We start from the raw sequence: 23,231 nt of genomic DNA, 5'->3' as shown, positions 1-23,231 counted from the left end.
GGAGCCGGCTGAAACGCCGGCACCGGGATATTCTGAAGGAGAGGCCCGGGTCAGACCCGGGCACAAGGGCGCTGTTTCACGCCGCCTTCGACTGCGGGCGCACCGCCGCCGAGTAATCTTCCATGATCACCTTGCCCATATTGCCGGTGATGAAGTTGTACGGACCCACCTCGGCGACCAGCGTCACCTCGGCGGCCGAGCCGGTGATGAAGCACTCGCTGAAGCCTTCGAGCTCCTCCGGCCGAATGCGCCGCTCCACCACCTCGAAGCCGCGCTGCCGGCACAGTTCGATCACCGACTGACGGGTCAGGCCGTTGAGGAAGCGGTCGGCCAGCGGGGTGTGGATCACGCCGTCCTTGATGAAGAAGATGTTGGCGCCGGTGCATTCGGCGACATTGCCTTCCCAGTCCAGCATCATCGCGTCGGCATAGCCCGCGCGCTCCGCCTTGTGCTTGGAGAGCGAGCAGATCATGTAGAGTCCCGCCGCCTTGGCATGGACCGGCGCGCAGGCCGGGTCCGGCCGGCGATAGTCGGCGATATCGAGGCGGATGCCCTTCAGCTTCGCCGCCATGTCGAACATGCTCGGCCACTCCCAGACCGCGATCGCGGTATGAATGGTGTTGTTGATGCCGGACACCGCCATCATCTCCGAGCCGCGCCAGGCGACCGGGCGGATATAGGCGTCCTTGAGCCCGTTTTCCTTCAGGCAGAGATACTTGGCCTCGTCGATCTCGGCGACCGAATAGGGGATGGTGAAATCCATGATCTCGGCGGACTTGTGGAAGCGCTTGGAGTGCTCCGTGCACTTGTAGATCACGCCGTCATAGGAGCGCTCGCCCTCGAAGATGCAGGAGCCGTAATGGAGCCCATGGGTCAGTACGTGAATCTTCGCGTCCTTCCAGGGCACGAGCTTGCCGTCGAACCAGATGACGCCATCGCGCTGGTCGAAAGGAATGACTGACATGGGACCTTCTCCTGGGTGCTTCCTCATCCGAACTCCGGCACAGCCGAATCCGGAACGCAAGCATGGGTCTAAAGCTGCGCTGCCACGACACGCTTTGAAATAATCGTTCGCTCAGCGCGCTTGACTGGTAATCTTCCGTCTGAGATATGTCAACAACGTTGACCTAAATTTCTGGAGAGCTTTTTTGGCCCAGAGCCAGACCCGCTCGGAACCGATCGTGCCAAAGGGGGCAGCCCCTTTGCCGGCGACGGCTGCGCCCGTCCCCTTCGACCTGATCGAATTGCTCTTCTTCGCCTATCGCGACTTCGTCGGCGATCCCGACCGTATCCTCGCCGATTACGGCTTCGGCCGCGCCCATCACCGCGTGCTGCATTTCGTGCAGCGCCGGCCGGGGCTGACCATCGCCGAATTGCTCGACATCCTCCAGATCACCAAGCAGAGCCTCAACCGCGTGCTGAAGGAGCTGGTCGAGAAGGGCTATATCGAGCAGCGCACCGGGCGCCAGGACAAGCGCCAGCGCCATCTCCACACCACACCGGCCGGACAGGATCTGGCGCAGCGCCTCGTCCAGCTCCAGTCGAAGCGGATCATGGCGGCGCTCGACAATGTCGGCCCCGAAGCGGCCGAGACCATCGCGCGTTATCTCGCCGCACTGATCGACCCGTCCGAACGTCCGAAGGTGCAGGGACTGCTCTCCGGCGCCTGAGCCGCGATGCCGCGCCGGCCCTGCGGCCACCGGGCAGCCGGGCTCCTGCGATCGATTGACGACCCCGTCATCGCCCTGTGCTATGAGGGCCGGAGGGTCGCGCCAAGGGATACGCGACGAATAGAGACGCTCGGATGATCGCAATGGAAGCCCCGGCGAAGCCGGCCCGCAAGATATTGCCCGATGAGGCCCCGCATGTGCTCGTCGTCGACGACGACCGGCGCCTGCGCGAATTGCTGGCGCGCTTTCTCGGCGACAACGGCTACCGCGTCACCACGGCCGCCAATGCCGCGGAAGCCGATACGCGCCTCGACAACCTCGTCTTCGACGCCATCGTGCTCGACGTGATGATGCCGGGCGAGAACGGCTTCGACTTCGCCCGCCGCTTCCGCGGCGGTTCCGCCGTGCCGATCCTGATGCTGACCGCCCGCGCCGATGGCAAGGACCGCGTCAACGGGCTGGAGATCGGCGTCGACGATTATCTGGCAAAGCCCTTCGAACCGCGTGAATTGCTGCTGCGCCTCGGCAATATCCTGAAGCGCACCGTGGTCGTCGAGGCCGCGCAATCCGGCACGCGGCCGGATTTCGTCCGCTTCGGCCCCTTCCTCTACGGGCTGGCACGCGGCGAATTGCGCAAGGGCGAGGAGACCATCCGCTTGACCGAGCGCGAGCGCGAAATCCTGACGGCGCTGGCCGAGCGCGCCGGAGAGGTCGTGCCGCGCGAGGAGCTGGCCGCGCAGGGTTCCGCCGCCAATGACCGCACCGTCGACGTGCAGATGAACCGATTGCGCCGCAAGATCGAGCGCGACCCGGCCGATCCGCTCTACCTCCAGACCGTCCGCGGCGTCGGCTACAGGCYGTTGACGGACAGGACGTGACACCGGTTCAGCAGGACGGAAAAGGACGAGGCGCGCTGCAGGTCGCGACGACCTGGCTCGCGCGCGCCCGCTCCGCCCTGCCCCGCCTCGCACACCGGGCCAACAGCGCCATCAAGCCGGTCCTGAGACAGATCGGCCGGCCGCTCCATATCGTCGCGCGCTACATGCCCAAGGGGCTTTACCCGCGCGCGCTGGTCATCGTCATCGCGCCTGTCGTGCTGCTCCAATCGGTCATCGCCTATGTCTTCATGGAGCGCCATTGGCAGCTGGTGACACAGCGGCTTTCCGCCGCCGTCTCGGCCGACATCGCCATGCTGATCGACGTCTATGAAAGCTATCCGCAGGATGCCGACATCACGACGCTCTCGCGCATCGCCGCCGAGCGSCTCGGCMTGGATGTCGACATCATYCCSGAYRCCGAYCTGCCSSCWCCGGGMCCCCGCCCSTTCTTCTCGCTGCTCGACAACGCGCTTTCGACCGAGCTCAGCCAGCAGGTCGCGCGCCCCTTCTGGCTCGACACGGTCGGCCGCTCCAGCCTGATCGAAATCCGCATCAAGCTCGGCAAGGACGTGATGCGCATCCTGACCCGGCGCAACGCGGCCTATGCCTCGAACAGCCACATCTTCCTGCTCTGGATGATCGGCACCTCGCTCATCCTCTTGACCATCGCCGTGCTGTTCCTGCGCAACCAGATCCGGCCGATCCTCAAGCTCGCCGATGCGGCGGAAGCCTTCGGCAAGGGACGCGACGCCGAGTTCCGCCCGCGCGGCGCCCGCGAGGTCCGCCGAGCCGGCAATGCCTTCATCGAGATGAAGCGCCGTGTCGAGCGCGCCATCGGCGAGCGCACCACAATGCTCAACGGCGTCAGCCACGACCTTCGGACCATCCTCACCCGCTTCCGCCTCTCGCTCGCGCTCCTGGAACGATCATCCGAGATCGAAGCGCTGGAGAAGGATGTCGACGAGATGAGCCGCATGCTGGAGGACTATCTCGCCTTCGCGCGCGGCGATGCCGGCGAGGTCCCCGTCGAGACCGATATCCGCGCCTTGCTCGAGGAGCTGAAGGCCGATGCCGAGCGGCAGGGGCACCAGACCGCGCTCGAGGTGATGGGCGACCCGCTGGTCGTCGTGCGGCCCGATGCCTTCCGTCGCCTGCTGACCAACCTCGTCTCCAACGCCGCCCGCTATGGCGACCGCATCGCGATCCGCGCCACCCATGACGCGCGCTATCTGATCGTGACCGTCGACGATGACGGCCCCGGCATTCCGCCGGACCAGCGCGAGGAGGTCTTCCGCCCCTTCTTCCGCCTGGATGAGGCCCGCAATGTCGATGGCGGCGGCACCGGCCTCGGCCTCGCCATCGCTCGCGACATCGCCCGCGCCCATGGCGGCGACATCATGCTCGGCGATTCCCCGCTCGGCGGCCTGCGCGCGACGGTGCGGCYGCCGGTCTGACGCAGCGGAAAGCGACTCGACACTTGTCGGCCCGGAGCCGTAACTGGTCTCAAAGTTTGCTTGTTGGGGCTCGCCATGCAGACATTCCGGATCGTTGCAGCGCTTCTGGTGGCGTCGCTCCTCCTTTCGATCGCCGCAGCCCGCGCCGAGGAGGTCGTCGATCTCGGCGGAGGCCTGTTCGGCGGAGGCCGGGCCCTGCTGGACAAGCCGGCCGGAAAGGCCCGCGCCGGCCTCGTGCTCCTCACGGGCGGCGACGGCTATGTCGGCATCGGCTCGGATGGCAGCGTCGCACGTGACGGCAACTGGATCGTCAGGACACGTAGCGCCTATCTGCGCAGCGGCATCGCCAGCATCACGCTCGACGCCAATGCCGACCCGGCCAAGGCGGTCGAATATATGCGCGCCATCGCGCCGCGGGTGATCGTCGTCGCGATGAGCCGCGGCGCGCTCAAGGTCGCGGGGACCTTGCCGGCGCGGCCTGACGGCATCGTCTTCGCCTCGTCGATGCTCGACGAGGCGCGCGGCATGATCGGCGATCCCGGGCGCCTGCCGCCGACGCTGATCATTCATCATCGCCAGGACACGTGCCGCGTCACCTTGCCGGAATCGGCCGTCGCCTTTCAGCAATGGACCGGCGGCAAGGCGCGCCTGCTCTGGATCGACGGCGGATCCTCGACGGGCAATCCCTGCCAGGCGCGCGCCTATCACGGCTTCATCGGCCGCGAGGGTCAGGTCGTTTCAGCGATAGCGAGCTTCGCCGGCTCGTTGCGCTAGAGCCTCCGATGCCGGAACGGTCTGCACGCCTTACGCGGCGCCGATCGGCGCAAGCTTCGGCAGGCGTTCGACCGCATGGTCGATGAAAGCACGCACCCGTGGCAGCGGGTGCCGGCCGCCGGGAGTCACCAATTGCACCGGCAGCGCCTCTGGCTCGAATTCCGGCAACAGGCGCACCAGCGTTCCGGCGGCGATGTCGTCGGCCGCCTGATAGGAGAGCGGGCGGGCCAGGCCTCGCCCTGCCCGTGCCGCGATCAGCACCGACTCGACCTCGTTGACGATCAGCCTGGGCGTGAGCGCCACACGGCTGCGCCGCCCGGCGCCGCCGAACTGCCAAGTCATGATCGGGGTCGCGGCGACACTGACGATCGTCTCATGGGCGGCGATGTCCGAGGGCCGCCGCAACGGCGGCGCCCCTGCCAGATAAGCCGGCGAAGCCACCAGGATGCGCTTGACTTCGCCGACCTTGCGCACGCGAAAACGCGAATGCGGCAGGGGCCCGATCCGCACGGCGACCTGCAGATCCTCCTCGATCAGGTCGAGATTGCGGTCGGCCAGCACCAGTTCGACCTGCACCTGCGGATAAAGATCGAGGAATTCCGAGACCAGCGGCGTGACATGGCGTCGCCCGAAGGAAAGCGGCGCCGTGATGCGCAGCAGTCCGCTGACCGGCGCCTCGGAGACGCCGCCGAGCGAAGCCGCGTAATCGCCGAGCACACGGCGCGCCGCAATAGCGAGTTCACGGCCGGCCTCGCTCGGCATGAAGCGGCGGGTCGAGCGCGTGATCAACCGCTGTCCGACGCGATCCTCCAGCGCCGCGAGCGCGCGGGTCACGGCCGGGCGCGAGCGGCGCAGGCGTCGCGCCGCGCCGGCAAGGCTGCCAGCCTCGATGATCGCGACGAAGATGGCGAGCTCGTCCAGCCGGTCCATGCCATTGTTTCAGATTTTGGAATTCTGATTTCAATTGATAGCAGATTTCGCTCGAATGGCGAAATGACGATCTTATCCCCGGCGCATATGGCGGCTGCAGGGAGATCGGCGATGCACACGGAGATCACGCTTCACGGCACGGCCCTCTCGGGTCACACCCACCGCGTCGAGCTGCTGCTGCGGGCACTCGGCCTGCCTTATCGCTTCGAGGCGGCCCCGGCCGATGTCCGCCGAAGCGAGGCCTTTCTCCAGCTCAATCCGCTCGGCCAGATTCCGGTGCTTCAAGACGGCGATCTCGCTCTCGCCGATAGCAACGCGATCATGGTCTATCTCGCGCGGCGCTATGATCCACRGGGTCCTTRGCTACCGCTCGACCCGCTGCAAGCCGCCCAGGTCCAGCGCTGGCTGTCCATTGCCGCAGGCGAGGTCATGCACGGTCCGGCGACGGCCCGCATGATCGTTCAGTTCGGCCTGTGCGACGACAAGGCAAGGGCCCGGCGCGTTGCCGAGCGCCTGTTTCCCTTCATGGAGGCGCATCTCAGCAAGCGCGGCTTCCTGGCAGCGGACCATCCGACATTGGCTGACCTCGCCTGCTATTCCTATGTCGCTCATGCGCCGGAAGGCGGGCTGTCGCTCGCGTCCTATCCGTCCCTGCGGGCCTGGCTCGCCCGCATCGAGGCCTTGTCCTTCTTCAAGCCAATCCCGCCTTCGCCCTTGCCCGAGGAGACCAGCGATGATTGACGCGTCCCTCACGCCCTTCCATGGCGGCGAGCTGGAGGTGCAGGCACGCGCCGGCCAGTTCTCGCGCGGCGGCGGCATCCGTGGCTTCATGCCGGATCAGCACCGCCTGTTCTTCGCCGAGCTGCCCTGGTTCTTCGCCGGCATTCTGGACGCGCAGGGCTGGCCGCTCGCGACAGTGCTGACCGGACCTCCAGGTTTGATCGAGAGCCCGACGCCGAACACCCTCATCGTCAGGGCGCTGCCCTCGACGCAGGACCCTGCCGCCGAGGCCTTCCAAGCTGGAGCGGGAATCGGCCTTCTCGGCATCCAGTTCGAGACGCGGCGGCGCAATCGCGCCAACGGAACGATCGCAGCGGTCGGAGAAACCGGCTTCTCCGTCGCCGTCACTCAGAGTTTCGGAAATTGCGCCAAATACATCCAGACCCGCACGATCGAAGGTTGGACAGTGCCGGGGTCGGCTGAAGCGGTAGAGTTCACCCGTCTCGACGCACCGGCACGACAGCTGATCGCGGCAGCCGATACCTTTTTTGTGGCGAGCGCTGCCGGGACGGATGCAGGTGCGGCCGCCGGTATCGACATGTCCCACCGTGGCGGCAGACCCGGCTTCGTCCGCATCGACGACGATGCGCTGACGGTGCCGGACTTCGCCGGGAACAGCTATTTCAACACCTTGGGCAATCTCCTGCGTGAGCCGCGCGCCGCATTGCTCTTCGTCGATTTCCGCACGGGCACGGTGCTGCAGCTCCAGGGTGCAGTCGAGATTCTCTGGAACGATCCGGAAGCCGCCCGCCTCGATGGCGCGGAGCGGCTCTGGCGCTTTCATGTCGGGCGCGGCTGGCGTCGTGAAAATGCGCTACCGCTGCGCTGGTCAGCACCGGCTTACGCGCCGACCACCTTGCAGACCGGCCTCTGGGACCAACCCGCTTTGGCCAGCGCTGTCTAGAACAGCCGCCCGCCATCCGGCACGGCATGGCCGGGGCCGATCAGCACGACCTCGCCATCGGCGTCGGGCATGCCCAGCGTCAGCACCTCCGACATGAATTTGCCGATCTGGCGCGGCGGGAAATTGACCACGGCGAGCACCTGCCGGCCGGGCAGATCCTCCGGCCGGTAATGCTTGGTGATCTGGGCGGAGGATTTCTTCCGCCCGATCGTGCCGCCGAAATCGATCACCAGCTTGATCGCCGGCTTGCGCGCTTCCGGATAAGGCTCCGCCTCGACGATSGTRCCGACRCGRATRTCGACCTTGAGGAAATCGTCRAAGCYGATCGTCGCGGCTGTTTCCTGGGACGCGCTCAAAATTCCTCCCACCCCTTGTCATGGGCATCGAGATCGGGCTTGCGGGCGGCAGCCGCCACGCCGGCGGAAACCTTTGCGACCCGTGGCGCAGCCGGGCGCGGTGCTGGTGGGGCCGGAGCGACCGCCGCCTGCATCGTCCGGGCGATCGCCTGCAGCCTGGCGGCATCGCCGCCGATCTGGAAGCGGGCGACGAGCGCCGAGAGCCGGTCGGCCTCCTGCGACAGCGMATGSGCCGCGGCGGTGGACTGCTCGGCCATGGCCGCGTTCTGCTGCGTCGCCTGGTCCATCTCGCCGACCGCGGCATTGACCTCCTGCAAGCCGGAGGCCTGCTCCTGTGCCGCGCCCGCGATCTGGGCGACAAGGCCGGTGGCACGCGCGATCTCGGAGGCCATGCGCTGCAGCGCCCCGCCGGTCTGCCCGACCAGCGCGACSCCCTTCTCGACCTCGAGGGTCGAAGCGTCGATCAGCCCCTTGATCTCCTTGGCCGCCGAAGCCGAGCGCTGCGCCAGGGCGCGCACCTCGGAGGCAACGACGGCGAAGCCCTTGCCGGCATCGCCGGCGCGCGCCGCCTCGACGCTCGCATTGAGCGCCAGCAGATTGGTCTGGAAGGCGATCTCGTCGATCACGCCGACGATCTGCGAGATCTCCTGGGCCGATTTCTCGATGCCGCCCATTGCCGTCACGGCATCGCGCACGATGCTGGTCGATTGCTCGGCCTCGGTCTTGACCTGCTCGGTCGCCTGGTTGGCGAGGCGCGCGCTCTCGGCGGTCTGGCGCACGGTGGCGGTGAGCTGGTCGAGCGCGGTGGCCGTCTCCTCGACCGAGGAGGCCTGCTGCTCGGTGCGGCCGGCGAGATCGTCCGCCGCCTGGCTGATCTCGACCGAGCCCGCCTTCATGCTCTCGGTATTGGTCGCGATCTGGCGCATCGCGTCCTGCAGCTTGGCGATGGCGGCGTTGAAATCATCCTTGAGCTTGACGTATTCGGCCGAGAACGCTTCGTCGATCCGATAGGTCAGATCGCCGCCGGCCAGATGCTCGAGCCCCGCGCCCAGCGCCTGGACGACATCGGCCTGCACACGCGCCTGCTCCACGCGGTCGGCCTCGTTGCGCCGCCTCTCGGTGTCGGCCGCACTGCGATGTCCGGCCGCTTCTTCCTCGGCGCGCAGCTTGTCCGCCTCCATCGCCTCCTTGGCCAGCGCCTGATCGCGAAAGACGACGAGCGCGCGCGCCATCGAGCCGATCTCGTCCGGCCGCTGCTGATGCGCGATCTCGGCCTGGAGATCGCCCGCCGCGAGCTCGTTCATCGAGGACGACAAAGCGGTCAGCATCCGCGAGGCGCGGCGGCTGAGGACGATGACGAGACCAAGCATGAGCAGGCCCAGCGGAACGAGGACTTTGGCGACGCCGCCGACCATGCCGAGGAAAGCCGCGTCGACATCCTGGACATGGGCGCCCGTGCCCACCACCCATTGCCACTTCGGAATGCCGATGACGTAGGAGATCTTCAGCGAAGGCTGGCTGTCGCCGATCTTGAGCCAGCCATAGTCGAGGAAGCCCTCGCCCTTCGCCTTCGCCAGCGCGACCATGTCCTGCACGAAGAACTTGCCGTCCGCATCCTTGAGCGGCTTCATGTCGGTCGACTGGATCTTCTTGTTGGCATGCAGCACGCTGATGCCGTCGTAATTCACAATGAAGTAGTAGTTGCCGTTGTCGAAGCGCGCATTGCCGATGGCCTCCATGGCCATCTTCCTGGCGTCGTCCTCCTTGAGCTCGCCGGCCTCGGCCCGCGCCAGATAGCTCTTCACCGTGGTCGCCGCGGCTTCGACCGCGTTCTTCATCTCGGCGCGCTTCAGGGCGAGCATTTCGGTGTGTGCGGCGTTCAGCGTGTAGCCGACGCCTCCGGCCGCGATAATGACGGCCAGGCCCGCGATCAGGGCGAAGGAACGACCGATCGATAGGGTCGCAATTTTCCGGAAGAACGACATCGCCTGTCCTGCACGCGAGGAGAAGTGTCGTCCTTTCCCATGAATTGCCTAAAGCGCGCTTAAAATCGTCGCGTTTCGGCCATGTTCGGGGGTTGCCGGCGCAGGCGGAAGCGACGCCCGCCCGCGGACCTTTCCGCAGAGGCAGCGCCGGTCAGATCGCCGGCGCGTAATCCTCGTTGTCCTCGCCACGCTCGGAAGCCCGCTCGCGCCGCCGCGCCTTCAGCGGGCGGCCCGAGCAGATCGCCCGCGCCAGCCCCCGGAACGGCGCCGTCAGCCGGTGCACATCCTCGACCCGCGCCATGATGCGGCCGGCGGTCTTCAGCTCGCGGTCAAGCCGCGCCATGGTCTTCGACAGCTCCGGCTCGTCGTCGTCCAGCCAGGTGTCGGAGACACGCGCCATCAGCAGCACCGCGCCCTGCACGCGCAAGGCCCCGAGCGAATCTTCCGTCGGGATGCCGACGGAGGCCAGCATGTAGCGCCAGGAATTCACCGCACCGCGATTGAGCGCCGCCAGCGTCAGCGGGTCGCGGCGGATGACCGGCACGATCCTGCGCAGAGCTGCCTTATAGGGCGCCATCGCGTCGAGCCGACGCATCACGAGATCGAAGAGCCGCTCGCGGATGGGCTCGCCGGCGAGATCGTCCGACACCCCCGCGAGCACGGCATCGTCCACGATACGGGTCACGCCACCCAGCATGGCGAGCTTGGACGGGAAAAGCCCACGCAGCTGCGCCAGCATCAGCCCCGCCTCGGTCGCGATATCAGGAAGCTCGATCTCGCCCCATGGCCGGCTTGCGGCCAGGTTCATCAGCGCATCGACAGCCCGCTTGCGCGGATCGGCCGGCTTGCTGGCTTCCTTGGCCGTCGCCTCGGCGGCTTCGGCCTTGGTGGAAACGGGTTTGCGGGCCATGGCTCTGCTCCTCTCGCTTCGCTCTCAAGAGAAGGTAAGCCGCCATCGTGGCAGGTGGAAGACCGCCCGGCGCATTTTCGGGCGACGCGGACGCCGGCTCGCGCGAAGGGAACCCCTCACGCAAGAGGCTGGAATCGCTCGCCTTTCGACAAAAAGCCGAACGGCGTCAGCCGGAAAGCTCGCCGGCGCGACGTTTGGCAGCAGCGACGGCCTTTCGCATCAGCGGCTTGAGGCCGTCCTCCGCCATCAGCACTTCGAGCGCCGCCGCCGTCGTACCGCCGGGAGAGGTCACGTTCTGGCGCAGCGTCCCGGGCGGCAGCGGCGACTGAAACAGCAATTCCCCCGCCCCTTCGACGGTGGCGCGCGCCAGCCGCTCGGCGACATCGGCCGGAAGCCCCGCCTCGACGCCGGCCGCGGCAAGACATTCGACCATATGGAAGACATAGGCCGGCCCCGAGCCCGACACCGCCGTGACCGCGTCGATCAGCGCCTCGTCGTCGAGCCATTCGACCTTGCCGATGCTGGCGAGCAGGGCGTCAGCGGTCGCGCGCTGCGCCGCACTGACGCCCTTGCCCGGCGCGGCCGCCGTCGCACCGCGCTGCACCGAGGCCGGCAGGTTCGGCATGGCGCGGATGATCGCGCCCGCATTTGGCAGCCGCGCGGCGAGGTCGCTCAGCGTCTTGCCCGCCAGGATCGAGATCAGCAGTGTCTTGGGATGGATGAAAGCCTGCACGGCCGGAGCGGCCGTGTCCAGCATCTGCGGCTTGGTCGCCAGCACGAGCACCTCGACCGGCGGGATCTCCTTCGCCGAGGGGTTCAGCCGCATCCCCTTCTCGCCCGCGAGCTCGACGATCTCATCCGACGGCTTGGGGTCGATCAGGCTGATGCCGGCCGGATTGATCCCGATGCGTAGCCAGCCTTCCAGCATGGCCCCACCCATCTTGCCCGCGCCGATCAGAACGAGCGATTGCGGCAAGGAAGCGGTCATGGCAGGCCCTCGGCGGCTGGGAACGAACATCATGTCTGGGCTTGCCCCAGGCATTTCAGGACCAGAGCCTGCAAGAGATGGCCGGGTCAAGCCCGGCCATGACGCGCGGTGCGGTGCCCTCAGGCCTCGCCCATCGTTTCCAGCATCGCGCCTTCGAGTCCTTCCTTGGCGGTCTTGCCGGCCCAGACGACGAACTGGAAGGCCTGATAGTAGCGCTCGCAGGCGTCGATCGCGCTCTTGATCAGGGCCGCGGCCTGCTCGTCCGTCGGTTCCGCGCCGCCGGAGAGGAGCAGCGCATGGCGATACATCACGATGCTCTCGCTGCTCCAGAGGTCGAAATGGCCGAGCCAGAGCTGCTCATTGACCAGGCTGACGAGTTGCAGCACCTCGCCGCGGCGCCGTTCCGGCACCTTGAGGTCAAAGGCGCAGGCGATGTGCAGGGCCTCCACCTCGGCGAGCCAGGTGATGGCGACATGGTACTCGGCCCAGCCGCCGGTCACCGAGACCGACAGCTCGTCCTCGCTGTCGCGATCGAAGGTCCAGTTGTTGAGGGAAGCGAGTCGTTCGAACAGGTCGAGAGGGTTGGAGGGCCGATCCGCATCGGCATCCATATCGAGATCCATCATGCCCTAGGTCCACCATCCGGATGCAGGCGCATCCGGCGCGTTCGAGAAGAGGAACACGGCGACTGGAAAGCCGAAGGAACGCAACTCACCTCCGCAACGCTCCGGGGAGGAGCGTTCCCGTCCGCCTCGGCAGAGCGAATCTGCTTAGCGAATCAATTCTTTCCACCGACGATAGCGCAGGCGCTGTGACGCTCCCAACACAGCGCCGAAGCTCCGCGGATTCGGGCGCCGGGCTCAATCCCTCGCAGGCTCTGTCCACAGCACTTGGCTGTGGACACGCAAACCTTAGGTCAGGGTGCCCCGGTCAGGACTTGGCGAGCTTCGCCTCGAGCTCCGCCAGGCGCGCCGCCAGCTTGTCGTTCTCCTCGCGGGCGATCAGGGCCATCTCGCGCACCGCCTCGAACTCCTCGCGGCTCACGACGTCGAGCTCGCGCAGCAGCTTCTCGATCTGCGTCTTGACGACGGTTTCGACCTCGCGGCGCACGCCCTGCGCGGCGCCGGCCGCATCGGTCGCGAGGCGGGCGATGTCGTCGAGGAAGCGGTTGCTGGTGCTGGCCATGGCTGTCTCCCGGGCGGATGGGGCATCCGCTTTCCGGCCTATATGGGAGAAGCCCGCCCGCATCGCAATCGAAAGCCACGGCCGGCGACGGACGGATCGCCTCACCGCCCGATCTGGACCTTGCCCGGCGATGCGCCTAGAAAGAGCGCACAGGGTAGTTCGCAGCGATCCACAGCCCAAAGGGCGGGAGGCGTCATGTTTCATCGTTTGAGCGGCCTCGCTCTGGGGCCGGTTTTTGCGCTTGCCCTCGCAGGCTGCCAGGAAACCACCCAGACCGCGGCCCGCCCGCGCGTCGACGCGCCCGGCGTCCCCGTCTCGGTCCAGAGCATCTCCGGCGCGCCCGACGACGTGACGACGAACTTCGCCGGCCTGCTCGGCGAGGCGGCGGCCGAGCGGAAGATGGAAATCGTGCCGGGCGACAAGCCGGCGCGCTTCCGCGTGAAGGGCTATCTCACCGCCCAGCCGACCGAGGACGGCCAGACCGCGCTCGCCTTCGTCTGGGACGTCTATGATTCGACCAAGCAGCGCGCCCAGCGCGTCCAGGGCGAGAGCATCGGCAAGCGCGGCGGCGGTTCCGATCCCTGGGCCGGCATCGACCAGACCGTGGTCGCCAAGGCTGCCTCGGATTCGATGGACGYGATCGCGGGCTTCCTCGTCACAACGCCTGCCGCCGAGGCCGCGCTGGGGCCGGCCGAGAAGAGCGGCGGCAAGGCGAAGGCCGGCGGCAAGGATACCGCGACCCACACCGCCTCGGCAGGCAACGGCAAGCGGCTCTGACATCGCCTCTTGGGACTGAGYCAACCGGCCCTCCCCGACAGCCGCATCCGAGGGCTTCATTCCCCGTTCCGCGGGCCGGACATGCCGCCGGCCCTTCTTTGTCATATGTTTTGCATGCGGATATTGCAGCGCAGCGGTCGACTCCATGCGGCGGCGCTGTTAAGAGCGCTTCCAACTGAGCCCGCCCTGCTGGCTCGCGCCCCGCCTCTTCCAACGGTACGCCACGGCATGGCCTCTCATTTCAAAGTCGTCGCCGGCAATTCCAATCGGCCGCTCGCCGAAGCCATCTGCAACCATCTCAGCATTCCGCTCGCCAAGGCGTCCGTCCGGCGCTTCGCCGATATGGAGGTCTTCGTCGAGATTCAGGAGAATGTGCGCGGGCAGGATGTCTTCATCATCCAGTCCACCTCCTTCCCCACCAACGACCACCTGATGGAGCTGCTCATCGTCACCGACGCGCTGCGCCGCTCCTCGGCCAAGCGCATCACGGCGGTGATCCCCTATTTCGGCTATGCAAGGCAGGACCGGCGCGCCTCCGGCCGCACGCCGATCTCGGCCAAGCTCGTCGCCAACCTGATCGCCCATGCCGGTGTCGACCGCGTGCTGACGCTCGACCTCCATGCCGGCCAGATCCAGGGCTTCTTCGACATCCCCACCGACAACCTGTTCGGCGCCCCCTTGATGGCGCGCGACATCAAGGACCGGCTGGAATGGAAGAACGCCATGGTCGTYTCRCCGGACGTCGGYGGCGTGGTCCGGGCSCGTGCRCTGGCCAAGCGCATCGACGCGCCGCTCGCCATCGTCGACAAGCGCCGTGACCGGCCGGGCGAGTCGGAGGTGATGAACATCATCGGCTCGGTCGAAGGCCGCTCCTGCATCCTGATCGACGACATCGTCGATTCCGGCGGCACGCTGGTGAACGCCGCCGAGGCCCTGCTCGATCAGGGCGCCAAGGAAGTCTTCGCCTACATCACCCATGGCGTGCTCTCGGGCGGAGCGGTGGCGCGTATCGCCAGCTCCAAGCTCAAGGAGCTGGTCATCACCGACTCGATCATGCCGACCGAGGCGGTCAAGGTCGCTCGCAACATCCGCGTCATCTCCATCGCCGCGCTGATGGGCGAGGCGATCGAGCGCACGGCGAGCGAGACCAGCGTCTCCAGCCTGTTCGACTGAGCCCGCCTTGGGAGAGTCGCGCGCCCTTGTGCTGTTCTCCGGTGGTCAGGATTCGACCACCGCGCTGGCCTGGGCGCTCGATCGTTTCGACGCGGTCGAGACGATCGGCTTCGATTACGGCCAGCGCCATCGCATCGAGATGGAATGCCGCCAGGCGATCCGGGCGAAGCTGCCCGCCCTCGCCGCCACTTATGCCGAGCGGCTCGGACCGGATCATGTCGTCGATCTCGCGGCGCTGGGCGCCATCTCCGAGACGGCGCTGACCCGCGAGACCGAGATCGTCTTCGCCGAGACGGGCCTGCCGACCACCTTCGTTCCCGGCCGGAACCTGATCTTCCTCACCTTCGCGGCGGCGCTCGCCTACCGGCGCAACCTGCGCCACATCGTGCTCGGCGTCTGTGAGACCGACTATTCCGGCTACCCCGACTGCCGCGACGACACCATCAAGGCGATGCAGGTCGCGCTCGGCCTGGGCCTTGACCGGCGGCTCGTCCTGCACACCCCGCTGATGTGGCGCGACAAGGCCCAGACCTTCGCTCTCGCCCGCGAGATCGGCGGCCAGGCCCTGCTCGACCTCGTTCTCGAAGAGACCCATAGCTGCTATCTTGGCGACCGGGCGACGCGGCATGGCTGGGGCTATGGCTGCGGGCATTGCCCGGCCTGCGACTTGCGTGCGAAAGGCTTTGCGGCCTATTTGGCCGCACCCGGCAACAGCGGACCATCTTATGACACGTGATCGTCAGCGGCTGACAGAGGGCGTCATCGCGCTCGTCCTGTTCGGCCTCACCATCCCGGCGGCGAACTGGATGATCGGCAATGTCGGCACGGTCTGCGTGCCGCAGGGCCCTTGCCTCGTCCCGGTCTGGCCCGGCATCAGCGCCCCGAGCGGCGTGCTGATGATCGGGCTCGCACTGGTGCTGCGCGACATCGTTCAGCGGCGCCTGGGCCCGGCCGCAGGCCTTGCCGCCATCGCGATCGGCACGCTGATTTCCGCGCTGCTGGCGCCATCGGCGATCGTGATCGCCYCCGTCGCGGCCTTCACCCTGTCGGAGCTCGCCGATTTCGCCGTCTATACGCCGCTGCAGCGCCGGCGCTTCGTCACCGCAGTCGTCGCTTCCGGTTTCGTCGGGCTGGTCGTCGACAGCGTCATCTTCCTGCATCTGGCTTTCGGCAGCCTCGACTTCCTCGCCGGCCAGGTGATCGGCAAGGCCTGGATGATCGTGATCGCCCTGCCCCTGATGCAGCTCCTGCGCCGCCGCGACGAACGCCTGGGCCTGGTCGCCGCCTGACCTCTCCGTCGTTCAGGCCGCCCCGGTTTCGAGACCGCGGCCTGAACGGACTTGAGATCGCGATGGTTTTCGCCTATGAGCAGCCACGCGCCCGGCTGACACCCTTGGAGGCTCTGGGCGCGCAATCCGATGGCCGCCACGAGGCGGCCTTGTCATTTTACAAGTCAAGGACATCCAACATGACCGCCGTGAAGCAAATCGAGGCTTCGGCGCGCGCACAGGTCGGCAAGGGGGCCGCCCGTGCTGTTCGCCGCCAGGGCCAGACGCCTGCCGTGATCTATGGTGGGGGCGCCGCTCCCGAAGCCATCGCGCTCGACGCCAACAAGACCCGCCAGCTGATTTTCGGCGGCCACTTCCTGACCACGATCTTCGAGATCGAAGTCGCCGGTGAGAAGCAGCGCGTCATTCCGCGCGATTACCAGCTCGACCCGGTCAAGGATTTCCCGATCCATGTCGACTTCCTGCGCGTCGCCAAGGGCCAGACCGTCACGGTCCAGGTCCCGGTTCACGTCGTCGGTCAGGAGCAGAGCCCCGGCGTCAAGAGCGGCGGCCTGGTCCAGATCGTCGAGCACGCCCTCGAAGTCACCGTCGAGCCCGACAGCATTCCGGAGTCCATCGACGTGTCGGTGGCCGGCCTGAACGTCGGCGACTCCATCCATGCCGACGCGATCAAGCTTCCGGCGGGCGCCAAGCTCACCGTTGGCGCTGACGCCACCATCGTCACGATCTCTGCGCCGACCGTCGAGGCCGAGCCCGTCGCTGCCGAAGCCGCGGAAGCCGCTCCCGAAGCCAAGGCCTGATGAAACGGCGCCGCCCGGCGCCGTTCACCTGGAACGATCACGAGACGGCCGGGCTCCCCCGGCCGTTTTGCTATGGCATCGGACCGAAAGTGCTTTGCGCTTTTCGGCCGAGCCCCATGCTGAATCGATAAGCCTGCCGGAGTCCCGCCATGCTGATCTTYGCCGGYCTCGGCAATCCCGGCGCGCGCTATGCCCGCAACCGGCACAATATCGGCTTCATGGCCGTGGACGAGATCGCCCGCCTGCATCGCGCCTCCCCCTGGCGCTCGCGCTTCCAGGCCGAGGCCTGCGAGGCGACGATCGGCACCGAGAAGGTCATCCTGCTCAAGCCGCAGACCTATATGAACGAATCCGGCCGCGCGATCGGCGAGGCCGYCCGCTTCTTCAAGATCGCGCCCGCCGATGTCGTCGTCTTCCACGACGAGCTCGACCTCGCCCCCGCGAAGCTGCGGATCAAACTGGGAGGCGGCAATGCCGGCCATAACGGCCTGCGCTCGACCACCGCGGCCATCGGCAACGATTATCGCCGCGTGCGGATGGGCATCGGCCATCCCGGCCTGAAGGAGCTGGTCCACGGCTATGTGCTGAACGATTTCGGCAAGGCCGAGCAGCCCTGGGTCGAGGATCTCTGCACSGCCTGCGCCGAYTWCGCCMCTCTSCTCGCCGCSSRYGAYGATGCYGGCTTCCAGAACAAGGTGCATCTCTTCATGGATGCGCGCGGCCACGCCGCCGTGAAACGGCTGGGCGAGAAGAGCGAAGGCTGACGTCCGGATCCGAAGAACGCCGTCGTTAGTCCGGAAATGACTTCGTCATTCCGGGCAAGCGAAGCGCAGAGCCGGAATCCATTGTAGAGCGCCGAACCCTCCGATGGGTTCCGGATCAGCGCTGCCTCGCCGCCTGTCCGGAACGACGGGGGGTCCTGCCGAAAAGATAATCTCTTTCAGTAAGGCAGCTTGGCACCCGATTTGGCGATGGTGATCCGGCTCGTGCTGTAGCTGCCATCGGCCTGGCGGCTTGCCGTCATCGCGACCTGCGCGCCGGGCTTGAGCTCCGCCGCATCGGCCGGCGCGGCCATCAGGATGGCAGCGTCCGGCGTGATCGTCACCTTCTGCTCGCCACCGGGATAGCTCAGCACGAGATTGGCACCATCGACCCGCGAGACCGTATCGGCCACGGTCGCATTGGTCATGGTCGCATCCGGCAGCACGCCCCATGGCCGATGACCCTCACCGGTCCCGCGCATCGCCTCGGGGAAGATCATCACCTGCACCGCCAGCAATGTCCCGTCAGGCTGCGGCTTGGCGCCGACGCCGATGAAGGCGCCCTTGGCGATGTCGGAGGCYTTGGCGGGCACCACGCCGCCGGCGGAGAAGCCCGGGGCCAGCGCAACCTTCGCCTCCCGGCCATCGGAGGTCTTGAGCGTCAGCACCGAACCGCTCATGGCCTCGACCTCGCCGCGCAGCCGCGTACCGGGCGTCTGGGCAAGTACTGCGGAGGTGGCCAGCAACGCGATGGTGGCAACGGATGGCAGGCGAAGCATGGGAGCGATCCTATCGAGATGTCTCGGCTGAGCGATCCAGCACGCGCCGTCGGCCGGTCGCCATGCACGTTCCCGTGAGGCCGCTGCCCTGCCATTCGGCCCTGCCCCTTGTGTTTACGGCGCTCTCCCCCCAATAAGACGCCATCATTTCTGCAACATCGCGCGCGCCCGCCTTTTCGGCCGCAGCAGCGCATCGGATAGGCGATCATGGGYTTCAAATGCGGWATCGTCGGCCTGCCGAATGTCGGCAAGTCGACCCTCTTCAACGCGCTGACGCAGACGGCGGCGGCGCAGGCCGCGAACTACCCGTTCTGCACCATCGAGCCGAATGTCGGCGACGTGGCGGTGCCGGATGAGCGGCTCGAGAAGCTCGCGGGCATCGCCGGCTCCAAGGAGATCATCCCGACGCGGCTCACCTTCGTCGACATCGCCGGCCTCGTGCGCGGCGCCTCGCGCGGCGAGGGTCTCGGCAACCAGTTCCTCGCCAACATCCGCGAATGCGACGCCATCGCCCATGTCGTGCGCTGCTTCGAGGACGGCGACATCACCCATGTCGAGGGCAAGATCTCGCCGATCGACGACATCGAGACGATCGAGACCGAGCTGATGCTGGCCGATCTCGAAAGCCTGGAGAAGCGCGTCCAGCCGCTCGAGAAAAAGGCGAAGTCCGGCGACAAGGAGGCCAAGGAACTGGCCGATCTGATGAATCGCTGCCTCGTGCTGCTGCGGGACGGCAAGCCGGCCCGTCTCGTCCAGGTCGCAGCGGACGAGCGTCGCACCTTCGAGCTTCTCGGCCTGCTCTCTTCCAAGCCCGTGCTCTATGTCTGCAATGTCGAGGAGGCGAGCGCCGACAAGGGCAATCATTTCTCCGAACTGGTGAAGGCGCGCGCGGCCGAAGAAGGCGCCGTCGCCGTCGTCGTCTCCGCCAAGATCGAGAGCGAGATCGCGGTGCTGCCGCCGGAGGAACAGACCGATTATCTCGAAGCGGTCGGCCTCGACGAGCCCGGCCTCAACCGCGTGATCCGCGCCGGCTACAAGCTGCTCAACCTCGTGACCTATTTCACCGTGGGCCCGAAGGAAGCCCGCGCCTGGACGATCGAGCAAGGCACCAAGGGGCCGCAGGCCGCCGGCGTGATCCATACCGATTTCGAGAAGGGCTATATCCGSGCCGARACCATCGCCTATGACGACTATGTCGCCAACAAGGGCGAGGCAGGCGCGCGCGAGGCCGGCAAGTTCCGGCTCGAAGGCAAGGAATACGTCGTCGCCGACGGCGACGTGCTGCATTTCCGCTTCGCGAACTGAGGCGCGAGCAGGGGGCCGGCCGATGCTGCAGTTCGAGGATTTCGTCGTCGGCGAAAGCGTCCATACGCGCGGCATCGCCGTCTCGCAGGACGACATCATCGCCTTCGCCTCGCGCTACGACGCGCAGGATTTCCACACCGACCCGGAAGCGGCGAAGGCGAGCTTCGTCGGCCGGCTGATCGGCTCGGGCTGGCATAGCTGCGCGCTGCTGATGCGGCTGATCGCGGAGGATTTCCTGCTCGGCTCGACCGCGATGGGCGCGCCGGGCATCGACGAGGTGAAATGGCTCAGGCCCGTCTTCCCCGGCGATGTCTTGAGCGCCCGGCGCACCGTGCTCGAAACCAAAGCCTCGCGCTCCCGTCCCGAGATGGGTTTGGTGCGCTTCCGCTTCGAACTGCTCAACCAGCGCGACGAGCCCGTCCTCGAACAGACCAACTGGATCATGTTCGGCCGCAGGGGTTCCGATGTCGCAGCCCAGCCCAGCGGCGACTGGCTTGCCCATGCGCCGCATTACGAACGCCCCGCCTCGGAAAGCCCGCTGATCGCGCCGGCCGAGGCCCCCGAACCGACGCGCTTCTTCGAGGAGCTGGAGATCGGCCGGCGCTACGAGCTCGGCAGCTTCGTCTTCACGCCCGACGAGATCGTCGCCTTCGCCCGCAGTTTCGACCCACAGCCCTTCCATATGGACGAGGTGGCGGCGCGCACCAGCCTCTTCGGCCAGCTCGCGGCCTCGGGCTGGCATACGGCSKCGGTCTGGATGGCRACSATGGTCKCKCAYCGCAARCGCCAGCTCGCCATGACGACCGGCCGCCCGGCGCGTCTTGGCCCCTCGCCCGGCTTCAGGAACCTGCGCTGGTCGAAGCCGGTCCTCGCCGGCGACCGCATCACCTATTTTTCCGAAGTCGCCGACAAGCGCGAAAGCGCCTCGCGCCCGCAATGGGGCCTGTTCTTCCACCGCAACACCGGCGTCAACCAGCGCGGCGAAGAGGTCTTCAGCTTCGACGGCTGCGTGTTCGTCGAGCGGAAGCCGGCGTAAGCGCATCGTCTCGGTCGCGGGTCCGAAGCGCGCGGGCAGTTTCCCCCGCATCGCCCCAATCGGCAATTTTGCGGCAGCCGACTTCTCAGCCTCGACCTTCTCAGCGCCGCCGAGCGCCATTCACATTAAAGTCGCGCCAAACCTGTCATACAGCTTGACAGACAAGCAAGCTCAAACGAGAACTCACGCCCTGAAACTCCGGGCGCGATCGCGTGAAACAGGTACGCATTTCAGATCAGGTCGCCGACTACATCGTCCGGCTGATCCTCGAGGAAGGACTCGGCCCCGGCGACGCCCTGCCGAGCGAGTCGGAGCTTGCACGCCAGTTCGAAGTGAGCCGGCCGGCCGTTCGCGAGGCGACGAATGCGCTGGCCGGACGCGGCCTCATCACCGTGTCGAGCGGGCGCAGCCCGACCGTCTCGGCCCTGGCGCAGGCGCCGTTCGCCAATTTGATGAATCATGGCCTCGCGATCGGCCAGGTCAGGATGCTGGACGTCATGAATGTGCGGCGCGGGCTCGAGGAGGTCGCGGCCGAGCTTGCCGCGCTGAACCGTAGCCCCGAGCAAGCTGCCGAGTTGAAAAGGCTGGCAGCGGCGCTCGGAGCAGCGCGCGGCGACGTCGAGACCTTCTGGCGCCTCGATATCCAGTTCCACAAGACCCTGGCCGAAGCGAGCGGCAATCATCTGCTCGCTTCATTGCTCGCCGGCATCAGCGAGGTCGCCAGCCGGTCGACCCGCAGCGGCCTCAGCCTCGCCCGCAATGCCGAGGAATGGGGCGTGATCGTCGAAGTCCATCTTGAAACGGCTGCCGGCGTCATCGCCGGCGATCCCGGACGTGCCCGCACCGGCATGGCCGCGCATTTCGCCTCCGCCATAGGCCGCTTCGAGCGCGCACTCACCCAGAACTGAGGACCATCATGACAGCCAATCCCGCTATCGCCTCGCCGGAGGAAGCCCTGTTCGCCGAGATCAAGGCCAAGCTGTACACCGCCGTTCTCGGCGACGTGATGGACGCGATGGGGCTGACGAGCCAGTTCCTTCCGCCCGAAATCAGGGCTCTGGTGCCCGGAACCGTCATCGCCGGCAGGGCCATGACGGTTCAGGAGGCCGATTGCGCCGGCGACACCGCCGCGCGCGGCGGCGCAGAGCCCTTCGGCCTGATGTTCGAGGCTCTCGACGATCTGAAGCCCGGCGAGATCTATATCTGCACCGGCTCCTCGCCGACCTATGCGCTCTGGGGCGGCCTGATGAGCACGCGTGCCGCCAAGCTCGGCGCGGTCGGCGCCGTGCTGGACGGCTACCACCGCGATACCCGCGAGATCCTGGGTCTGGGCTTCCCGATCTTTTCGGCGGGCAGCTATGCGCAGGACCAGCGTGTGCGCGGCCGCGTCATCGATTATCGCTGCCCTCTGCGCTTCGGCAATGGCTGCCGCGTCGAGAACGGAGACCTCGTCGTCGCCGATATCGATGGTGTCGTCATCGTCCCGGCCAGGCACGAAAAGGACGTTCTGGCGGCAGCTTTCGACAAGGTGCGCGGCGAGAACGATGTCCGGGACATGATCCTGGCGGGCGAGACGACGACCGCGATCTTCGCCAAGACCGGAATCATGTGAGCGGGCGCCGCGAACGGACAGAATCAAAAGAGGAACGCCCACAGATATGACGACGACAGACGCTTCCACGCCGGCGGCGACCGAGGCCGGCCGGGCGAATCTCGGCAAGGCCGTGACCGCCGCGACGGTCGGCACGGTGATCGAATGGTACGACTACGCGCTCTACGGCGCCGCCTCGGGCGTGATCATCAACAAGCTGTTCTTTCCCAACCTCTCGCCGACGACCGGTGTGCTGGCCGCCTTCGCGACCTTCGCGGTCGGCTATTTCGCGCGCCCCGTCGGCGGCATCGTCATCTCGCATATTGGCGACACGTTCGGCCGCAAGCCGGCCCTGATCCTGACCATCACCCTGATGGGTCTGGCGACCGTGCTGATGGGCCTGCTGCCGACCTATGAAAGCATCGGCCTTGCAGCACCGATCCTGCTCGTGCTCATGCGCCTGATCCAGGGCTTCGGTGCGGGCGCGGAGCTCGCCGGCGCCATCGTCCTCGTCGCGGAATACGCGCCGCCCAGCAAGCGCGCCTTCTACACCGGGCTGCCCAATGCCGCGACGCTCGTCGGCATCATGCTGGCGACGCTCTCTTTCTTGCTGATCTCCTATCTGCCCGAGGATGTGCTGCTGGGCTGGGCCTGGCGCGTTCCCTTCCTGATCTCGGGCGCGCTGTTCCTGGTCGCGTTCTATATCCGCAAGCATCTCGACGAGACGCCGGAATATGTCGCGGCGATGGCCCGCGCCGAGGCGAAGCGCCACGAGCAGCGCGTGCCGCTCGGCGAGCTCTTCCGCAAYAGCCCGCGCGAGGTCCTGTTCGGCTTCCTGAGCGTCACCGGCCACAATGCCAACGCCTATATCCTGAGCGCCTTCTCGCTCAGCTACATGATCAACAC

26 protein-coding genes are annotated in these 23,231 nt (G+C 67.0%); 17 read left to right on the top strand and 9 right to left on the bottom strand.

What is annotated here, in order from left to right; translation table 11 throughout:
• Positions 1-76: 76 nt before the first annotated feature.
• Positions 77-964: a branched-chain amino acid aminotransferase gene (locus AB4Y99_RS05990; RefSeq protein ID WP_038359202.1), complete on the bottom strand. Its 888-nt coding sequence runs from the start codon at positions 962-964 to the stop codon at positions 77-79.
• Positions 965-1,148: 184 nt separating this feature from the next.
• Here AB4Y99_RS05990 and AB4Y99_RS05985 point away from each other — a divergent pair, with 184 nt between their 5' ends.
• From AB4Y99_RS05985 to AB4Y99_RS05970, 4 genes are all read left to right on the top strand, one after another.
• Positions 1,149-1,670 carry a MarR family winged helix-turn-helix transcriptional regulator gene (locus AB4Y99_RS05985; RefSeq protein WP_081925153.1) on the top strand — a complete coding sequence of 174 codons (522 nt, stop codon included), beginning with the start codon at positions 1,149-1,151 and terminating at the stop codon, positions 1,668-1,670.
• Positions 1,671-1,813: 143 nt separating this feature from the next.
• A complete protein-coding gene (locus AB4Y99_RS05980; protein WP_441522689.1) occupies positions 1,814-2,548 on the top strand; it encodes a response regulator in 735 nt (244 codons plus the stop codon).
• 164 nt (positions 2,549-2,712) lie between these two features.
• On the top strand, positions 2,713-4,002 hold the full coding sequence (locus AB4Y99_RS05975) for an ATP-binding protein (RefSeq protein ID WP_441522703.1): 1,290 nt from the start codon (positions 2,713-2,715) through the stop codon (positions 4,000-4,002).
• A gap of 75 nt (positions 4,003-4,077) precedes the next feature.
• A complete protein-coding gene (locus tag AB4Y99_RS05970; protein ID WP_142021669.1) occupies positions 4,078-4,776 on the top strand; it encodes an alpha/beta fold hydrolase in 699 nt (232 codons plus the stop codon).
• A 30-nt stretch (positions 4,777-4,806) separates the two neighbouring features.
• Here AB4Y99_RS05970 and AB4Y99_RS05965 read toward each other — a convergent pair whose 3' ends face one another.
• A complete protein-coding gene (locus tag AB4Y99_RS05965; protein WP_441522688.1) occupies positions 4,807-5,706 on the bottom strand; it encodes a LysR family transcriptional regulator in 900 nt (299 codons plus the stop codon).
• Between the two features lie 111 nt (positions 5,707-5,817).
• On the opposite strand from AB4Y99_RS05965, the gene AB4Y99_RS05960 reads away from it, so the two are divergent.
• Positions 5,818-6,447 carry a glutathione S-transferase gene (locus tag AB4Y99_RS05960; protein WP_441522687.1) on the top strand — a complete coding sequence of 210 codons (630 nt, stop codon included), beginning with the start codon at positions 5,818-5,820 and terminating at the stop codon, positions 6,445-6,447.
• A complete protein-coding gene (locus AB4Y99_RS05955) occupies positions 6,440-7,390 on the top strand; it encodes a pyridoxamine 5'-phosphate oxidase family protein (RefSeq protein WP_441522686.1) in 951 nt (316 codons plus the stop codon). The genes AB4Y99_RS05960 and AB4Y99_RS05955 overlap by 8 nt, the downstream gene beginning before the upstream one ends.
• Here AB4Y99_RS05955 and AB4Y99_RS05950 read toward each other — a convergent pair.
• The 6 genes from AB4Y99_RS05950 to AB4Y99_RS05925 all read right to left on the bottom strand — a co-directional run bounded on the left by AB4Y99_RS05950 (position 7,387) and on the right by AB4Y99_RS05925 (position 12,814).
• Entirely contained in the window at positions 7,387-7,746 is a 360-nt protein-coding gene (locus AB4Y99_RS05950) for a tRNA-binding protein (RefSeq protein WP_441522685.1), read from the bottom strand. The two genes, AB4Y99_RS05955 and AB4Y99_RS05950, sit on opposite strands and share 4 nt — an antisense overlap.
• Positions 7,743-9,731 carry a methyl-accepting chemotaxis protein gene (locus tag AB4Y99_RS05945; protein WP_441522684.1) on the bottom strand — a complete coding sequence of 663 codons (1,989 nt, stop codon included), beginning with the start codon at positions 9,729-9,731 and terminating at the stop codon, positions 7,743-7,745. Before AB4Y99_RS05945 ends, AB4Y99_RS05950 begins: the two co-directional genes overlap by 4 nt.
• Positions 9,732-9,882: 151 nt before the next feature.
• Complete coding sequence (locus AB4Y99_RS05940; RefSeq protein WP_441522683.1) at positions 9,883-10,641, bottom strand: TetR/AcrR family transcriptional regulator; 759 nt, start codon at positions 10,639-10,641, stop codon at positions 9,883-9,885.
• Between the two features lie 166 nt (positions 10,642-10,807).
• Complete coding sequence (gene proC, locus AB4Y99_RS05935; RefSeq protein ID WP_113252624.1) at positions 10,808-11,629, bottom strand: pyrroline-5-carboxylate reductase; 822 nt, start codon at positions 11,627-11,629, stop codon at positions 10,808-10,810.
• Positions 11,630-11,748: 119 nt separating this feature from the next.
• Positions 11,749-12,255 carry a type III secretion system chaperone family protein gene (locus AB4Y99_RS05930; protein ID WP_038359216.1) on the bottom strand — a complete coding sequence of 169 codons (507 nt, stop codon included), beginning with the start codon at positions 12,253-12,255 and terminating at the stop codon, positions 11,749-11,751.
• 304 nt (positions 12,256-12,559) lie between these two features.
• A complete protein-coding gene (locus tag AB4Y99_RS05925; RefSeq protein WP_038359218.1) occupies positions 12,560-12,814 on the bottom strand; it encodes an accessory factor UbiK family protein in 255 nt (84 codons plus the stop codon).
• A gap of 195 nt (positions 12,815-13,009) precedes the next feature.
• On the opposite strand from AB4Y99_RS05925, the gene AB4Y99_RS05920 reads away from it, so the two are divergent.
• From AB4Y99_RS05920 to pth, 6 genes are all read left to right on the top strand, one after another.
• Entirely contained in the window at positions 13,010-13,591 is a 582-nt protein-coding gene (locus tag AB4Y99_RS05920; RefSeq protein ID WP_441522682.1) for a hypothetical protein, read from the top strand.
• 228 nt (positions 13,592-13,819) lie between these two features.
• Positions 13,820-14,764 carry a ribose-phosphate pyrophosphokinase gene (locus AB4Y99_RS05915; RefSeq protein ID WP_112762763.1) on the top strand — a complete coding sequence of 315 codons (945 nt, stop codon included), beginning with the start codon at positions 13,820-13,822 and terminating at the stop codon, positions 14,762-14,764.
• Between the two features lie 7 nt (positions 14,765-14,771).
• Entirely contained in the window at positions 14,772-15,500 is a 729-nt protein-coding gene (gene queC / locus AB4Y99_RS05910; protein ID WP_441522681.1) for a 7-cyano-7-deazaguanine synthase QueC, read from the top strand.
• Positions 15,490-16,053, top strand: a complete 564-nt coding sequence (locus AB4Y99_RS05905) for a VUT family protein (RefSeq protein WP_441522680.1) — start codon at positions 15,490-15,492, stop codon at positions 16,051-16,053. Before queC ends, AB4Y99_RS05905 begins: the two co-directional genes overlap by 11 nt.
• Positions 16,054-16,232: 179 nt before the next feature.
• Positions 16,233-16,853, top strand: a complete 621-nt coding sequence (locus tag AB4Y99_RS05900; protein ID WP_441522679.1) for a 50S ribosomal protein L25/general stress protein Ctc — start codon at positions 16,233-16,235, stop codon at positions 16,851-16,853.
• Between the two features lie 149 nt (positions 16,854-17,002).
• Positions 17,003-17,617 (top strand): aminoacyl-tRNA hydrolase, encoded by a 615-nt coding sequence (gene pth, locus AB4Y99_RS05895; protein ID WP_441522678.1) that lies wholly within the window; start codon positions 17,003-17,005, stop codon positions 17,615-17,617.
• Positions 17,618-17,793: 176 nt separating this feature from the next.
• Here pth and AB4Y99_RS05890 read toward each other — a convergent pair whose 3' ends face one another.
• Complete coding sequence (locus AB4Y99_RS05890; RefSeq protein ID WP_038359231.1) at positions 17,794-18,393, bottom strand: DUF5666 domain-containing protein; 600 nt, start codon at positions 18,391-18,393, stop codon at positions 17,794-17,796.
• A gap of 207 nt (positions 18,394-18,600) precedes the next feature.
• Between AB4Y99_RS05890 and ychF the strand changes: the two genes are divergently transcribed.
• The 5 genes from ychF to AB4Y99_RS05865 form a co-directional block, all read left to right on the top strand.
• The gene (gene ychF / locus AB4Y99_RS05885; RefSeq protein WP_038359234.1) at positions 18,601-19,698 is read left to right on the top strand and encodes a redox-regulated ATPase YchF; all 1,098 of its coding nucleotides are present in this window, start codon (positions 18,601-18,603) and stop codon (positions 19,696-19,698) included.
• Between the two features lie 22 nt (positions 19,699-19,720).
• Complete coding sequence (locus tag AB4Y99_RS05880; RefSeq protein ID WP_441522677.1) at positions 19,721-20,734, top strand: MaoC family dehydratase; 1,014 nt, start codon at positions 19,721-19,723, stop codon at positions 20,732-20,734.
• 212 nt (positions 20,735-20,946) lie between these two features.
• Positions 20,947-21,642 carry a FadR/GntR family transcriptional regulator gene (locus AB4Y99_RS05875; RefSeq protein WP_441522676.1) on the top strand — a complete coding sequence of 232 codons (696 nt, stop codon included), beginning with the start codon at positions 20,947-20,949 and terminating at the stop codon, positions 21,640-21,642.
• Positions 21,643-21,650: 8 nt separating this feature from the next.
• Positions 21,651-22,346, top strand: coding sequence for an RraA family protein (locus tag AB4Y99_RS05870; RefSeq protein WP_441522675.1), 696 nt, complete (start codon positions 21,651-21,653; stop codon positions 22,344-22,346).
• 46 nt (positions 22,347-22,392) lie between these two features.
• A partial coding sequence (locus AB4Y99_RS05865; protein WP_441522674.1) for an MFS transporter occupies positions 22,393-23,231 on the top strand: 839 nt, incomplete at its 3' end.

This window comes from Allobosea sp. TAB14, from assembly GCF_052113865.1.
GTDB classification, from domain to species: domain Bacteria; phylum Pseudomonadota; class Alphaproteobacteria; order Rhizobiales; family Beijerinckiaceae; genus Allobosea; species Allobosea spartocytisi.
This window is presented reverse-complemented; position numbering and strand designations above follow the sequence as displayed.